This is a genomic window from Pseudomonas akapageensis (genome assembly GCF_011355085.1).
Lineage (GTDB): Bacteria > Pseudomonadota > Gammaproteobacteria > Pseudomonadales > Pseudomonadaceae > Aquipseudomonas > Aquipseudomonas akapageensis.
On sequence record NZ_VXCP01000019.1, the window covers coordinates 52,477 to 66,676 of the forward strand.

Sequence of the window (14,200 nt, forward strand, 5' to 3'; positions counted from 1 at the left end):
ATCACGGCTGCTCGCGATTGCGTTTTGGAAAGTGCCATCGCGAGCAAGCTCGCTCCTACAACAGCGCTACGTCACGCAAGGTGGTCATGTCGATGACGAAGCGGTACTTCACGTCATTACGCTGCAGGCGCTCAAAGGCGGTGTTGATGTCCTTGATATCAATCATTTCGCAACTGGGCAGTACCTGGTGTTCGGCGCAGAAATCCAGCAGCTCCTGGATCGCCTGAATGCCACCCACGAGCGAGCCGGCCAGGGTGCGGTTATTGCGTATCAGCAAGCCACCATGGATGGGCTCCAGCGGTTCGATGGCACCGACCAGCACCAGCACGCCCTCGCGTCCCAGCAGCATCAGGTAAGGGTTGACGTTGTGCCGGCTGGGAATGGTATCGATGATGAATTCGAACGCGTTGGCCGCCGCCTGCATTGCCGCCGAATCGTTGGACAGCAGCACGTGGTTGGCGCCAAGGGTGCGGGCGTCGTCAGCCTTGCCCGGTGAGGTGGTTATGACCGTGACTTCGGCGCCAAGGGCGGTGGCGAGTTTTACGGCCATATGGCCGAGTCCGCCCAGGCCGACCACCGCGACTTTCGATCCCTTGCCCACGCCGTAACGGCGCATCGGGTTCCATACGGTGATGCCGGCGCAGAGCAAAGGTGCGGCGTAACGCGGGTCGAGGTTTACGGGCATGCGCAGAACGAACTGTTCGCGGACCACAATATGCTCGGAATATCCGCCATAGGTGATCTCGCCGGTCTGACGATCCTTGCCGTTGTAGGTGGTCGTCGGGCCATGGATGCACAACTGCTCCTGATGCTCCGAGCAGGGTGCGCACTGCAGGCAGCTATCGACCTGGCAACCGACGGCGACCCGGTCGCCAACCTTGAAACGGGTGACATCACTGCCGACGGCAGTGACATGCCCGACGATCTCGTGGCCGGGCACGATGGGGTAGACAGTGTTGTTCCAGTCGTTGTTTACCTGATGGGCGTCCGAATGGCAGACACCGCAATAGGCGATATCGATGGCGACGTCGTCGGCGCGCAAGGCCCGGCGTTCGAAACGAATCGGGGTGAGGGCGGCGTGGGCCTCGTGTGCGGCAAATCCCAGGCAAGTGGTCATGGGTATAAAATCCTGATGATGGACTACAAGTACCCCGACAGGTTCCGGGGTACCGGGTGCAGAGGGTTAGATCGACGGACGCAGCCAGGGCGCCGGGGTCGTTTCCGGCGAGGCGATCTGGTTGACGATCCACTTGCCCATGCGACGCAGCGGCTCGATGGAGTCCTGCGGACCCGCCCATTTAAGCCCTGCCGCATAGCCCAGCGAGACGATTCGCTGGGCGCCATAAAGGGGCAGGATGTCCTTGAGTTCGTCCTTCACGCTTTCCGGGTAGACGCCGACGGTCTGGGTGTAGGCATCCACCGCATCCATCATCTCGGTCAGGTCATCGACCGGCACCAGGTTGGCGGTGCGGTCGTCGAGCCGGGTGGCAAAGGACACCGACTCCGGAATCTGCGAGCAGATGACTGCGCCTTCGCCGTCCTTGCCGCCAATCACCTTGTACCATTCATCATCCAGGCGCAGCGCGTCGACTTCGGCCTTCAGGGTCTGGTCGTAGCGTTTGGGCACGGTACTGAGGGTGTTGGGCAGGGTCTGCATGGCGTCGTAGACATAACGGCCCAGGGTGTTCAACTGCGCCAGGCCGGCTTCGTCGGTGCCGCTCTGCACGTAGACCACCCGGGCGCAGACGCAGGCCTTCTGGTTCAGCGCGCCGATGTCGCTGGCCAGGCGCACAGCGGCCTCGCGCATGGTCGCTTCACTGGCGAAGGTGCCCTTGCCGATGATGCTGGCGCTGCGTTTCGGGTCCAGGGAGATCAGCTCCAGACCCGGCTGGATGTAGCGGGTGACATGCTTCATCGAAGCGAATCCGCCCCATGCCACGATCTTCTCAAGGTTCTGCGGCTGGTACAGGCGTTCTTCGAAGGCCTGGTCGCCGCCTTTCCAGTAGGCGACGCTGAGGTGCTTGGTGAGCGGGTGGTCCGGTGCCATGTCGACCATGGTGCGGGCGATGGCCAGGGCCGTGAACGGGTCGTTGGACGGCGCCTTGATGATTGCATCGCTGCGCAGCACCATGTTGCGCAGGATGGTCAGCAGGGACAGACCGGTCGCGTTGCCGGCGACGATATGCAGGGTGCGCGCGCCGAAGCAGCGCACATCCAGTTCGGTGCCGTCGATCAAGCGTTGCCTGACCCAGCCTTCCAGGTACTTGACGCCCACTGAATTCTCCACCTGTTCGGTGACGGACTCACGGGTGAGCATCTGGCGCAATCCCATGTAGCTGCCCTTGACCATGGTCGGGGTGACCGGCGCAGTCAGGTAGGACAGCTCGCAGGCTTCCTGCAGGTAGGGGTTGCTGTTGAATTCCAGGCGTTCACCGAGGGCTTCGGCGTAGTCGAGGATGTCATTGAAGGTGAGCGTATACAGGTCGGCCAGCCTGGCCGGGTTACCCAGCGGCAGCTGGTCGATGTATTTGTGCGCATCCGGGGTCTGGAAGACCAGATCGCCGCCACGGCCGCCTACGTCGATCAGGTTGTCGGTGATGACGTTGCCGCGAATGATCATTGGCGCAATAGGTTTGCTCATGGGGTTAGCCCTCTAATGTGTTCAGGAAATCCATCGCCTGGCGATGGGAGTCTTCTGTTGCCGCACAGGTGATCTTGTCGTCGCCGCCATTCAGTTCGCTGTAACGCTGGATCGGCCCGACCACGTAGCGGCTGGGACGGCCGCAGGCGCAAGGCTTGTCCCACTCGACGGTGATTTCATCGCCGGTGATAAAGCCGCCCCAACGGATTTCCGCACCCAGGTCGAAGAAGGCTGCGCGGCCGGTCACACGGCCTTCGCGCGGTAGCGGCTTGCTGGTTTCTGGATCGAGCAGGTAGGGGATGACGGTGGGGGCGAAGTGGAAATGGCCCTGTTCGCAGCGCGCATGGGCGCCGCCGACGATTTCGGACATGGCGTAGGACTCGTGAAGGGTCCGGGCACCGGTGAAGCGCAGCACGTCGTCGCGCCAGCCCTCGGGCTGTACGACACCCTTGCCGCCACCGGCGGTGTGGATGTACGAGTCAGGGTGGAAAACACCTTCCAGACCGCGCTCCAGGCCAGCCTTGGCCATGCTGTGCAGGAGGTTCCAGGTCGCGCCGATGTACACGCGCTTGCCCTTGAGCTCGGTGGACATATGATCGAAGAAAGCCGCCAGGTGCTGCGGCATGTCGGCCTGCAACTGGTCGAAAGCCTTCTTCTTGGCCAGCAGTTCCGGGCTGATCTCCAGGCGATCGAGGGTGCCCTTGGACTGTGCCGCGCGCAGCTTGGCGCCCAGATGGAGCACGTCGGTGCTGAGCGTGGTCGGGTAGGCCGCATGGAAATGCGATTCGTCCGGCAACAGCGCTGGAATCATGGCGGCGTGGACGCGCACATGGCTCAGGTAGCCCTTGCGGTAGTACGGGTAAATCGTGTGCAAGTCGGGCTGTGGGGTGTCCGGCCCCTCCATGTTCCATACCATCATCTTGCGCAGTTGAGCGAATTTTTCCCATTCACGTACGGCCTGGGGCAGGAATGACAGGGTTCCGGAAGTGCCCGAGGTGTGACTGATGCGTAGCTGTGGTACGGCCTCGTCCATGGTCTCGAACCAGTCGTCCAGGCCTTGGCAATCGCTGACGTTGGCTGCCGCGATGGCTTCGGCAACCTCCGGCGTCACCAGTTTGCCCAGCCATTTGTTGATCTGGCCGAAGCTGCGCTTTTCCAGCAACGAGGGTGGGTAGGACTTGTACACGGTGTGTTCGAACAGCAGAGGCACCACGTCTTCAACGTGCTCGACGCACGCCACGCCTTCGCCGTCGGCGAGCTTTTTGAGCACCGGTATCCGCTCGCGAAGTTCTGCGAAACGCTGCTTCAGGGCGCATAGCTGTAGCGCGTCGATTTCGGCGCGGGGCAGCAGGTCCCAGGCCTGTTGGGAATAATTGGCCAATTCTGCCGGGTTGTTCAGCAGCTGCTGGGTTTTTTGTTCTATCGACAGTTGTGCAGTGGGCATTTTCTGGCTCGCTACTCGACTAGTGGAAACCGGCGAGGGCCGGGGACAGGTGTTTTTCGAGTATGGGGATGCGATCTCGGAATATCTTCCGGATTGGAGTGAAGCGTCGTGATCGCTAAATAGCTGAAAAATAACGAAAAATATCAGTTGGACGAGGGCGGTTTGGCGGACTTTCCGGATCCGCGGCCGGAGCCCCGATTTGAGACCATTGCGGTGGTTTTGCGGACATATACTCGGGCTCCCTCGCTCGATTTCAGAGGGGAGAGCACTGCCGGCCAACGCCATTTTCCGAGCGGTTTGCGGTTGGCGCCTGTGCTGTGCAATTGCCAAGAAAAGTCAGCGCAACACAACTATTCGTGAGGCTTTCATGCTGAAAATGGTATTTCAGACCACCCCATCGATGGTCATCGAACCTGGCGCTTCAACCCGGCTGGCCGTCCACGTCAAAGCCATGGGCTGTGCATCGGTTTTGCTGGTGACCGATCCCGGAGTTATTGCCGCTCGGCTACTGGATGCGGTACTCACCGGACTTGAGGAAGCCGGGATAGCCGTTACTGTGTTTTCCCAGGTACAGGCTGACCCGCCAGAGTCCGTGATCATGGCCGCGGCCTATGTCGCCAAAGCCTGTGGCGCCGATTGCGTGGTGGGGCTGGGCGGCGGTAGTTCCCTGGATGCCGCCAAGCTTGCGGCGCTGTTGGCGCGCAGTGGCGAGTCCCTGGCGGAGGTCTACGGCACCCATCAGGCCAAGGGCCCGCGCTTGCCGCTGATTCTGGTATCGACGACGGCGGGGACCGGCTCGGAAGTGACGGCGGTCTCGGTCGTGACCACGGGTTCCGGTGAGAAGAATGTGGTCATCTCGCCACTGCTGCTGCCCGACGTGGCCGTGCTGGATGCCGAGCTGACCCTGGGCCTGCCGGCTCATGTCACCGCGGCGACCGGGATCGATGCCATGGTGCACGCCATCGAGGCCTATACCACCAGACACCTGAAGAACCCGATTTCCGATTGCCTGGCGCGTGAGGCGCTGCGGCTGCTGTCGGCCAACCTGTTCCAGGCCTGCCAGGACGGCACCAACCTGGCGGCACGGGAAAACATGTTGCTCGGTGCCTGCCTTGCGGGCATGGCCTTCGCCAACGCGCCGGTCGCGGCAGTGCATGCCCTGGCCTATCCGCTCGGCGCGCGCTTTCACATTCCACACGGGCTCTCCAATGCGCTGGTGCTGGGGCCGGTGATGCGCTTGAACCTCGAGACGGTGGCGCCCTTGTATGCGCAGTTGGCTGACATCGTCCTGCCTGGCATCAGTGGCAACGACACAGAGAAAGCCGCGGCCCTGGCTGACTACCTCGGCGCCCTGGCCGGTGAGCTTCATCTGCCAACCTGCTTGCGCGATCTGGGCATCTCCGAGTCCGATATCGACGCGCTGGCTGCCGATGCCATGAAGCAATCGCGCCTGCTCGGTAACAATCCTCGGCCACTCGACCTGGCAGACGTGCGCTCGATCTACCGGGAGATCCTATGAGCAACAAGATCGATCGACCGCGCCGTGAAGCGTTTCGTCGCTTCACCCGGATGCCGACGCGTTGGGGTGACCATGACTCCTATGGGCATGTGAACAATGTGGTCTACTACTCGTACTGTGAGTCGGCAATCACCGCCTTTCTGGTCGAACAGGGCACCCTCGACATTGCCAGCAGTCCGGTGATCGGGTTAATCGTCAATTCCGGTTGCACTTACTTTTCGCCCATCGTCTTCCCGGACGAGATCACTGTCGGAATGAAAATTTCCCGGCTGGGCGACAGCAGCGCGCGATATGAGGTGGCACTGTTTCGCAACGATGAACACGAAGCAGCCGCAGCGGCCCATATCATCTATGTGTATGTCGACCGGGCCAGCAACCGATCGGTGCCCATCCCGGATTCGATACGCACGGTGCTCACGCGTATCACTGACTAAGTGACGCGGCTCGGGCATACTCCAGCTTGCTGCCACCCGGCGAACCTGCCGCCGTGGCAGCAGTCTGTACTCCTGGAGACTGTGCAAATGAGCAAATCAACCCGTGACAGGACGGACGCCGCGGACGTCAGCGTGCTCCAGGTCGAAATTCCTGCCCAGCCACGCAAGGCACCGCGCCAGGCGCGCTCGATCGCGCTGGTCACGGCCCTGAAGCAAGCGGCTCGACAGATTATCGACAACGAAGGCCGGGAAGCCTTGAACACCGCGCACCTGGCCGCTTACGCGGGCGTGGGGGTCAGTTCGATCTATGAGTACTTCCCGACGATGGAGGCGTTGATCGCTGCGGTTTTTGATGATTACCGGGACGAAGCCCGCACCGAACTGTACGCCGGCATCATGACGCTGGCGCCTGGGGCCACCCTGTTCGACGGCATTTTACTGGCCTTGCGGGCCGTGCTGGCCAGCCACCACAAGAAAACCCTGCTCGATCCGGCGTTCAGCGTGCGTTCCACTCATTATGACGAACTGGTGCGACTGGATGTGGTCAAGGCCAAGCAGCTCTGGACCGCCACGGCGAGCTCGGCCTTGATGAAGCGCTTCGCCAGTGAAATCCAGATGAAGAACCGGGAAAAGGCCGAGTTTCTGGTCTATCAGACATTGACGGCGCTACCGCGGGCAATCCTGCTGGAAAGACCGGGCTACCTCGCTGACGAGGACACGGCCGAGTCGCTTGCGCGCATGCTGCACGCGCTGTTGACTGACCCGAGCCCGGCCAGGGGGTGAATCCTCCCTATCTCGTTCCCACGCTCTGCGTGGGAATGCCGTGCCAGACGCTCTGCGTCGACCTTCAAGAGCGCTTTGCGGCGCGTCTCAGGATGCATTCCTTTGCTGCGCGTGGGAACGAGGAGGGGATGTCCTTCCTGGCGGGCTGAGTCCTTCACAGCCCACAGCGGTCATTCATTGCTTGACATAACTGCCTGGCGCCGGCTCCAGAGGCTGGTATTTGTCACTGCCGATCTGCGCAACGGCTGGTAGGCGCTCACCGGAGTGTCCGGCCAGCCAGTTGAACCAGTCATTCCACCAGCTGCCGGGATTCTCCTCGGCATTCTTGAACCAGGTCTCCGGGTTTTTCGTGACCCGATTGTTGGTCCAGTAATGACGCTTCTGCTTGGCCGGTGGATTGATGACGCCGGCAATGTGCCCGGAAGCGCCCAGAACAAAGCGCTTGGGGCCCGACAGCAGTGCAGTGCTGGCGTAGGCGCTCTTCCAGGGCACGATATGATCATCATGGGTGGCCAGTAGATAGGCCGGCGCATCGATGGCTCGCAGATCGACCTTGACGCCACAGCACTCCAGTTCCCCGGACTTCAGATCATTCTGCAAATAGGTGTGGCGCAGGTAGAAGCAGTACATCGGCCCCGGCAGGTTGGTGCTGTCGTTGTTCCAGAACAGCAGATCAAGCGGAATCGGCTTCTGCCCCTTGAGGTATTTGTCGACGTTGTAGTTCCACCACAGATCGTTCGGGCGCAGCAGGGAAAAGGTATTGCCCATGTCCTCGCCACGGAACAGGCCGATGGGACCATTCTTGCCGCCGATGGTGCGCTCTCGATAGGCCACCAGTTCTTCGTCGACAAATATGTCGATAGGACCGGTATCCAGGTAATCAAGGAACGTGGTCAACAGGCTGACGCTGGCGATCTCTCGGTCGCCGCGTGCAGCAAGCACTGCCAGGGCCGTGCTCAACAGGGTGCCGCCGATGCAGAAGCCCACGCAATTGAGTCGTTGCTCATCGCTGATCTCGCGGGTCACTTGCAGCGCGTCGATCACCCCGTGCTCGATCAGGTCATCCCAGGTCGTGCCGGCGTGCTCCTGATCAAAGTTGCGCCAGGACATCAGGAAGACGGGATGTCCCTGTTCCAGCAGGTGGCGGATCATCGAGTTTTCCGGGCGCAGATCAAGGATGTAGTACTTGTTGATCGACGGCGGTACGACGAAAACCGGGTGTCGGTACTGGGTTTCGCTTTGCGGATAGTACTGAATGAGCTGGAAGAGCTTGTTCTCGAAGACCACTTCGCCAGGGGTGTTGGCCAGGTCGACGCCAACCTTGAAGTCACCCTTGTCGCACTGGCGCAATTTGCCTTCGTTCATGTCGCTGGCCAGATGCGCCATACCTGTGAGCAGGCTGGCACCTTGAGTCTCGACCGCACGCTTGAGCGCATCAGGGTTGCTGACCAGAAAATTGCTTGGCGCACTGGCGGCAATGGCTTGCTCCACCAGATAGCGCAGGCGTTCGCGCGGTTTCTTTTCCTTGATCAGCAGCTTGTCGAGCAGCTTCAGGAGAAAGTTGGAATTGAGCAGGTAAAACGCAGCGACGGAGCCGAACAGTGGCGCGCTCCAGTTGCCGCTGGCGAAACGTCGATCGTCGAAGCTGAAGGGCTGCCCGGTCAGCAGCTGCATGCCGAGTTGGCCCCATTGAAGCTGATAGTCCGCTTGGAGGCTGTCCAGGGTTTCGCGAGGCAGCTCGAACCAGGCGGCATGATCCTGCCCGGAAAACCAGGGGTTGGTGCTGACCCAGAGGCGCAATTGCTGCACGGCGAAGGACGCGATGAACGGAACCTGGCCAGACCAATAGGTTTTGAATGTATGCGCGTTATTGTCCATAAAATTCCTTGACGCCAATGTGATGCGCGGACCAGGGGGCCAGGTCCGCCCATTCGCTATTGGATGCCGTTGATCAGCGCTCGATGGCCAGGCCTACGCCTTGTCCGCCACCGATGCACAAGGTGGCCAGACCCTTTTTGCCGTCGCGGCGGATCAGTTCGTGCACCAGCGACACCAGGATCCGAGCCCCTGAAGCGCCGATCGGATGGCCAAGGGCGATCGCGCCGCCGTTGACGTTGACTTTGCTGGTGTCCCAACCCAACTCTTTGCCAACCGCCAGCGACTGGGCGGCGAAGGCTTCATTGGCTTCGATCAGGTCCAGGTCCTCGATGCTCCAGCCGGCCTTTTGCAGGGTCTGGCGGGTCGCCGGGACCGGGCCGATGCCCATGATCGACGGGTCCACACCGGCGCTGGCATAGGCCTTGATGCGTGCCAATACCGGCAGGCCCAGCGCTTGTGCCTTGGCAGCGCTGGCCAGCAACAGCACGGCAGCACCATCATTGAGGGTCGAGGCGTTGCCGGCGGTCACGCTGCCGTCTTTCTGGAATGCTGGTTTGAGTTTCGCCAGGGCTTGCGCGGTGCTGTCGATACGCGGCTGTTCGTCGGTGTCGAAGGCCAGCGGTTCGCCCTTGCGCTGGGGAATCAGGATCGGGGTGATTTCGCTGTGGAAACGCCCGCCCTCGATGGCCGCTGCGGCCTTCTGTTGCGAGGCGGCAGAGAAGGCATCCTGGGCTTCACGAGAGATCTCGTATTTCTGCGCCAGATTCTCGGCGGTGATACCCATGTGGTAGTCGTGGAAGGCGTCCCAGAGGCCATCCTGGATCATGCTGTCCTGCAGTTGTGCATGGCCCATGCGCAGACCGGTGCGTGCCTTGGGCAGAACATAGGGGGCCAGGCTCATGTTTTCCTGACCGCCGGCGATCACCAGTTCCGCGTCGCCGCAACGGATAGCCTGGACGGCGAGATGGACCGCCTTGAGACCGGAGCCGCAGACCTTGTTCAGGGTCAGGGCAGGCGTGGTGTGTGGCAAGCCGGCCTTGATCGCTGTCTGGCGTGCCGGGTTTTGCCCAGCGCCGGCAGTGAGTACCTGGCCGAGGATCACTTCATCAATTTGCGCAGCATCGATACCTGTCTGCTCCAGCAGGCCGCGAATCACAGCGGCACCCAATTCGGTCGCGGGAATTGCAGACAAGGCACCCTGGAAACTGCCAATGGCGGTACGAGTAGCGGCAACGATTACGACTTCGTTCATGCGTGACCTCATTGAAAATGACAAGACTCGTCGAACAAACCAGGGCATGAATGCCCTGGTTGGTGCGTTACTGCATGTTCATGCCGCCGTTTACCGAGAAGTCGGCACCGGTGCTGTAGGCGGACTCATCGGAGGCCAGCCAGGCCACGATCGAGGCGATCTCTTCGGGTTGGCCAAGGCGACCTACCGGTGTTGCCGCGATCATGCCTTCGAGAATGTCCGGGCGGATTGCCGCCGTCATGGAGGTCTGGATGTAGCCAGGAGAAACGGTATTGACTGTGACGCCCTTGCCGGAGACTTCCCGGGCCAGTGCCATGGTGAAACCATGGATGCCGGCCTTGGCGGCGGAGTAGTTTGTCTGACCGAACTGGCCGCGCTGGCCGTTGATCGAAGAGATGTTGATGATCCGCCCCCAACCCTTGGACAGCATGCCTTCGATGACCTGCTTGGTGGTGTTGAACAAGCCGGTCAGGTTGGTCCCGATCACGGTGTTCCAGTCTTGCGGGGTGAGCTTGCGGAAGGAGGCATCGCGAGTGATGCCGGCGTTGTTGACCAGCACATCGATCGGGCCGAAGTGTTCGCGCACCAGTTCGAAGGTCTGGCGGGTCGATTCCCAGTCGGTGATATCGGTTTCGACGCACTCGAACTGATAACCCGCCTCCTGTTGGAGCACCAGCCAGTCATTCTTGCGGCTGGAATTGGCGCTGCAGACCACGACCACCTTGAATCCATCCTTGTACAGACGCTGGCTGATCGCTGTACCAATGCCACCCATGCCACCTGTTACCACCGCAATACGACTACGCGACTCCATACTTCTACTTCCTTTTTTGCGCTGCAGGAGAGGCGATTGTTCGACATCGACGGGCCGTGCGGAAGTGTTGGTAGGTGACTGTTTGGTGTCCAACGGTGCCACGCGGTCGTTTTGGCCTGTTGGCAAGAAATGAGGAGTACCTGGACCTGGATCAATTCTTAAAACTGAATGGATTAGTAATATGCATGAAACATAGTTGAAATATGTTCAGGGCAGGTCAGAATTGGCGCCAGACAGGATGTTCGGTTCCATAGGTCATTGAGGACGCTATGTATTGCATGAGTTCAGGTTATGCCAGCGTGCTGGCGAATACGCTTTTGGCTCAAGGACTGGATTTTGCCGGTCTGTGCGAGGAGGCTGGACTTGATGTCACGCTCGTGAATAAACCGGGCGTATTCTGCGAGCGAAGCGTTATCTATCGTTTGTGGGCGCTGGCCGCCCAGGTCTCGGATGATCCGGACATCGGGCTGAAGGCCTACGGGAAGTTCCATCCTGGCAGTTTCCAGATCGTGGGCTACACGATGATGTCCAGTTCGAATCTGAAAAGGGCGCTCGAACGTCTGGTTCGTTTCAGCCCTTTGATCAGTACCGGATGCAGCCTGTTCTTTGTCCCGGAGCAGCAGAATTACCGTCTTGCCGCGCTCGATCATGAGCAACGTGGTTCGTTCAAGCCCCGGCAATATTCGGATGCGGGACTGGCTGCTCTGCTGGGTTTCTGCCGTTGGCTGGCGGGTGACAACTCGCCGCAACCGTTGTGTGTGGAGTTCACCTATCCCGAACCTGAAGACACGTCCGAGCATCAGCGGCTATTTGGCTGTCCGCTGCGATTTGGAGCTGCCTATGACAGCATCCTGTTCGATGGCCAGGAGCTTCTGCGTCCCTTGACCATGGCCAACGAGGCGTTGGCCACACTCCATGACAGTTTTGCCGAGGCTCAGTTGGACCTGCTGCCCGGTTTCGCTTTTGTCGGCAGGATTCGCGCGCTGATTACCGAGCGCTTGAGCCAGGGGCAAGGGCAATGTGACATGGAATCCATTGCAGCGGCACTGAGCATCAGCAAGCGAACGCTGCAACGCGCCCTTGAGAAGGACGGCACGCAGTTCAAGGATGTTCTCAATGATGTGCGCCGGCAGTTGGCTGACTTCTATTTGCGCCATTCTCATTTCAACATGAAGCATGTGACCTATCTGCTCGGCTTTCATGATCACAGCAGCTTCCACAAGGCATGCACCCGCTGGTTTGGAATGTCGCCCGGTCAATATCGGGCCGACGAGTCTTTGATTGCGGTCGAGGAAACCGTGCCGGTGCGACTCATGCACTCCGTCGGTCTGCGCACAGATCAAAGGATTGGAGGATACGCCAGCACCTTCGCTGATCGGATACACCGGTAATAGCTAAGGGTTGCGGGAAGATAAAGCTTTTTGTGCAGCGCACAAAAAATTCTTGCCAAACGAATTTGTGCACTGCAATATCAAGGCTAACGCGATGACCGGCAGGATCGCTATCGCGTCCTCGGGCCCGTGCCGGCCTTTCAGAATCAGGAGATTCAAGCATGTCTTTTTTCAACTCGGAAAAATTGCAAGACGCTCAGAAAGCCAACCTGGACCTGCTGCAGCAAATCAGCGGCAAAATCTTCGCCAGCGTTGAACAGCTCACCCAATTGCAGTTCAAGACGCTGCAGGCCTCCACCGAGGAGCAGTTCGACGGTTTTCGCAAGCTGCTGGCAGTCCGTGACCCACAAGGGTTCGCCGAGCTCCAGGCATCTTTCACCCAGCCCAATGTGCAAGCCGAACGCCTGGCTGAGTACAATCGCCAGGTACAAGCGCTGATTGTCGGCACCCAGTCGGAAATCGCCAAACTGGCCACGCGTCAGGTCGAGGCGGGCACCCAGCAGGTGCAAGAATTCGTTGAAGTGATCAGCAAGAATGCACCGGCTGGCGCCGAGCCTGTGGTGGCTGCGTTCAAGTCGACGCTGGCCAATGCCGGCAGCGTTTTCGAAAGCGCCCAGAAAGCCGTAAAACAGGCTGCTGATGTTGCCCAGAGCGGTTTTGACGCAGCGACTGCAGCAACCGCAGCAACTGCAACCGCAGCAGCCGGGAAAGCCGCCCCAGAGGCAGGCAAGGCATCAAGCGGTAACAAGTAAGTAACATTGAAACAGTTACACTGATGGCGATGGGTTTACTCCCCATCGCCATTTTTTTTTGGCCCGCCACCGTCGCCTGGCTTGCCCGGTGGCATGCCGCCAAACAGGCCGAAGAGGTTCTGAGTGTTCAGGTAAAGGGCTTTTGACTGATCGACGTACTGGCGCATCAAATCCTGCATGACCGGTGCCTGCTGGTGCATGAACTTGCTCCAGGCTTCAGAGGACTGAGCGCCAGTCTGTGACTGGATGTCGATGACCGTCTGGATGCTTTTATCCAGGTAGCTGCCAAGAACGCTCTGGTAGGGGCCGTAGAACTGGATGATGCCCATGAGCATCTCACTGGAAAATATCGGCTCACCGCCACTTTCGGCTTCCAGAATGACCTGCAGCAAAATACTCCGGGTCAGGTTCTCGCCAGTTTTGGCGTCGACCACCTCGAACGGTATTTTATCGATGACCAACTGGCGAATGTCCGCAAGGGTCAAATGACTGCTGGTGTGCGTGTCATAGAGACGGCGGTTCGGGTACTTCTTGATCAGACGGGTGGTGTTCCGACTGTTATCTGTCATGCGGGGCTACTCACAGCAAGCCTTATTTGCGGCCATCTTATCCTACTCTGAGCACTGTCACGCCAATGCATCGCCTCATGCAGCAGATGATCTGATCGAGGCTTCGGTCTATCTGTAGGAACGGGCTTGCCCATGATGGGCTGCGCAGCGGCCCCCTGCTATTTCAGTCCGAACATCGCAAGGGAAGGCTGCGCCTTCCAATCGCGGGCAAGACTCGCTACGAGTCGCTGGGTTTCCGCCCCGAGGGTGGTGCCGAGAAGTTCGTGATGGACGGCGACAACACCTATGGCGGCCGGATCGTGATCAACCCGTCGGGCGGCCTGCTCTCCAAGGGCCATCCGTTGGGGGCCACGGGCCTTGCGCAGTGTTATGAGCTGACTCATCAGCTGCGCGGCAGTGCCGATCAGCGTCAGGTCGAAGGTGCACGATTGGCGATTGCACACAACCTGGGGCTGGGGGGCGCCTGTGTGGTCACCCTTTATGGCAAGGCCACATAAGCCGCACCTTGTGCTGCCGAATGCGCACGCCGGCGAAAGCGTTGGCGTGTCTTCCTGCTTATATATAAGCAGGAAGTTGGGGCGCTCATATTTTCGCATATTAGTTGTTGACAGTAGTTTGTAACGCTGTAGAATTCGCCTCCCGCTACCGAGCGATCGAAGCGAGCCAAGTGTTTGAAGTTAAACGAGAAATTCTGAAAACTTCGCAAAATAAACGCTTGACAGA

12 protein-coding genes and 1 pseudogene are annotated in these 14,200 nt (G+C 59.8%); 6 read left to right on the forward strand and 7 right to left on the reverse strand.

From position 1 onward, the window contains the following. Positions 1 to 55: 55 nt before the first annotated feature. From F2S13_RS15040 to F2S13_RS15050, 3 genes are all read right to left on the reverse strand, one after another. Entirely contained in the window at positions 56 to 1,117 is a 1,062-nt protein-coding gene (locus tag F2S13_RS15040) for an NAD(P)-dependent alcohol dehydrogenase (protein ID WP_166362124.1), read from the reverse strand. A gap of 66 nt (positions 1,118 to 1,183) precedes the next feature. Then, positions 1,184 to 2,641: an acyl-CoA reductase gene (locus F2S13_RS15045; RefSeq protein ID WP_166362126.1), complete on the reverse strand. Its 1,458-nt coding sequence runs from the start codon at positions 2,639 to 2,641 to the stop codon at positions 1,184 to 1,186. Positions 2,642 to 2,645: 4 nt separating this feature from the next. Then, positions 2,646 to 4,085, reverse strand: a complete 1,440-nt coding sequence (locus F2S13_RS15050; protein ID WP_166362128.1) for a phenylacetate--CoA ligase family protein — start codon at positions 4,083 to 4,085, stop codon at positions 2,646 to 2,648. 367 nt (positions 4,086 to 4,452) lie between these two features. On the opposite strand from F2S13_RS15050, the gene F2S13_RS15055 reads away from it, so the two are divergent. From F2S13_RS15055 to F2S13_RS15065, 3 genes are all read left to right on the forward strand, one after another. After that, complete coding sequence (locus tag F2S13_RS15055) at positions 4,453 to 5,604, forward strand: iron-containing alcohol dehydrogenase (RefSeq protein WP_166362130.1); 1,152 nt, start codon at positions 4,453 to 4,455, stop codon at positions 5,602 to 5,604. Further along, on the forward strand, positions 5,601 to 6,038 hold the full coding sequence (locus tag F2S13_RS15060) for an acyl-CoA thioesterase (protein ID WP_166362132.1): 438 nt from the start codon (positions 5,601 to 5,603) through the stop codon (positions 6,036 to 6,038). Before F2S13_RS15055 ends, F2S13_RS15060 begins: the two co-directional genes overlap by 4 nt. A gap of 87 nt (positions 6,039 to 6,125) precedes the next feature. Further along, positions 6,126 to 6,821, forward strand: coding sequence for a TetR/AcrR family transcriptional regulator (locus F2S13_RS15065; RefSeq protein ID WP_166362134.1), 696 nt, complete (start codon positions 6,126 to 6,128; stop codon positions 6,819 to 6,821). 174 nt (positions 6,822 to 6,995) lie between these two features. Here the strand turns inward: F2S13_RS15065 and phaC are convergent, their stop codons facing one another. The 3 genes from phaC to phbB all read right to left on the reverse strand — a co-directional run bounded on the left by phaC (position 6,996) and on the right by phbB (position 10,765). Next, a complete protein-coding gene (gene phaC / locus F2S13_RS15070; RefSeq protein WP_166362136.1) occupies positions 6,996 to 8,699 on the reverse strand; it encodes a class I poly(R)-hydroxyalkanoic acid synthase in 1,704 nt (567 codons plus the stop codon). A 73-nt stretch (positions 8,700 to 8,772) separates the two neighbouring features. Next, positions 8,773 to 9,951, reverse strand: a complete 1,179-nt coding sequence (locus F2S13_RS15075) for an acetyl-CoA C-acetyltransferase (protein ID WP_166362137.1) — start codon at positions 9,949 to 9,951, stop codon at positions 8,773 to 8,775. A 67-nt stretch (positions 9,952 to 10,018) separates the two neighbouring features. After that, positions 10,019 to 10,765: an acetoacetyl-CoA reductase gene (phbB, locus tag F2S13_RS15080; protein ID WP_166362138.1), complete on the reverse strand. Its 747-nt coding sequence runs from the start codon at positions 10,763 to 10,765 to the stop codon at positions 10,019 to 10,021. Between the two features lie 269 nt (positions 10,766 to 11,034). On the opposite strand from phbB, the gene F2S13_RS15085 reads away from it, so the two are divergent. Together F2S13_RS15085 and phaP are read left to right on the forward strand one after the other, a co-directional pair. Continuing rightward, entirely contained in the window at positions 11,035 to 12,156 is a 1,122-nt protein-coding gene (locus F2S13_RS15085) for an AraC family transcriptional regulator ligand-binding domain-containing protein (RefSeq protein WP_166362139.1), read from the forward strand. Between the two features lie 161 nt (positions 12,157 to 12,317). Beyond that, entirely contained in the window at positions 12,318 to 12,908 is a 591-nt protein-coding gene (gene phaP / locus F2S13_RS15090) for a TIGR01841 family phasin (RefSeq protein ID WP_166362140.1), read from the forward strand. 35 nt (positions 12,909 to 12,943) lie between these two features. On the opposite strand, the gene phaR is transcribed toward phaP, so the two are convergent. After that, positions 12,944 to 13,477, reverse strand: coding sequence for a polyhydroxyalkanoate synthesis repressor PhaR (gene phaR, locus F2S13_RS15095; protein ID WP_166362141.1), 534 nt, complete (start codon positions 13,475 to 13,477; stop codon positions 12,944 to 12,946). A gap of 218 nt (positions 13,478 to 13,695) precedes the next feature. On the opposite strand from phaR, the pseudogene F2S13_RS15100 reads away from it, so the two are divergent. Next, a pseudogene (locus F2S13_RS15100) lies at positions 13,696 to 13,974 on the forward strand (thiolase C-terminal domain-containing protein); the annotation flags it as partial. Positions 13,975 to 14,200 lie beyond the last annotated feature (226 nt).

Excerpts from the sequence above, each read along its gene's own strand:
- F2S13_RS15040 (WP_166362124.1), bottom strand. The coding sequence starts at position 1,117 with ATGACCACTTGCCTGGGATTTGCCGCACACGAGGCCCACGCCGCCCTC.
- F2S13_RS15045 (WP_166362126.1), bottom strand. The coding sequence starts at position 2,641 with ATGAGCAAACCTATTGCGCCAATGATCATTCGCGGCAACGTCATCACC.
- F2S13_RS15050 (WP_166362128.1), bottom strand. The coding sequence starts at position 4,085 with ATGCCCACTGCACAACTGTCGATAGAACAAAAAACCCAGCAGCTGCTG.
- F2S13_RS15055 (WP_166362130.1), top strand. The coding sequence starts at position 4,453 with ATGCTGAAAATGGTATTTCAGACCACCCCATCGATGGTCATCGAACCT.
- F2S13_RS15060 (WP_166362132.1), top strand. The coding sequence starts at position 5,601 with ATGAGCAACAAGATCGATCGACCGCGCCGTGAAGCGTTTCGTCGCTTC.
- F2S13_RS15065 (WP_166362134.1), top strand. The coding sequence starts at position 6,126 with ATGAGCAAATCAACCCGTGACAGGACGGACGCCGCGGACGTCAGCGTG.
- phaC (WP_166362136.1), bottom strand. The coding sequence starts at position 8,699 with ATGGACAATAACGCGCATACATTCAAAACCTATTGGTCTGGCCAGGTT.
- F2S13_RS15075 (WP_166362137.1), bottom strand. The coding sequence starts at position 9,951 with ATGAACGAAGTCGTAATCGTTGCCGCTACTCGTACCGCCATTGGCAGT.
- phbB (WP_166362138.1), bottom strand. The coding sequence starts at position 10,765 with ATGGAGTCGCGTAGTCGTATTGCGGTGGTAACAGGTGGCATGGGTGGC.
- F2S13_RS15085 (WP_166362139.1), top strand. The coding sequence starts at position 11,035 with ATGTATTGCATGAGTTCAGGTTATGCCAGCGTGCTGGCGAATACGCTT.
- phaP (WP_166362140.1), top strand. The coding sequence starts at position 12,318 with ATGTCTTTTTTCAACTCGGAAAAATTGCAAGACGCTCAGAAAGCCAAC.
- phaR (WP_166362141.1), bottom strand. The coding sequence starts at position 13,477 with ATGACAGATAACAGTCGGAACACCACCCGTCTGATCAAGAAGTACCCG.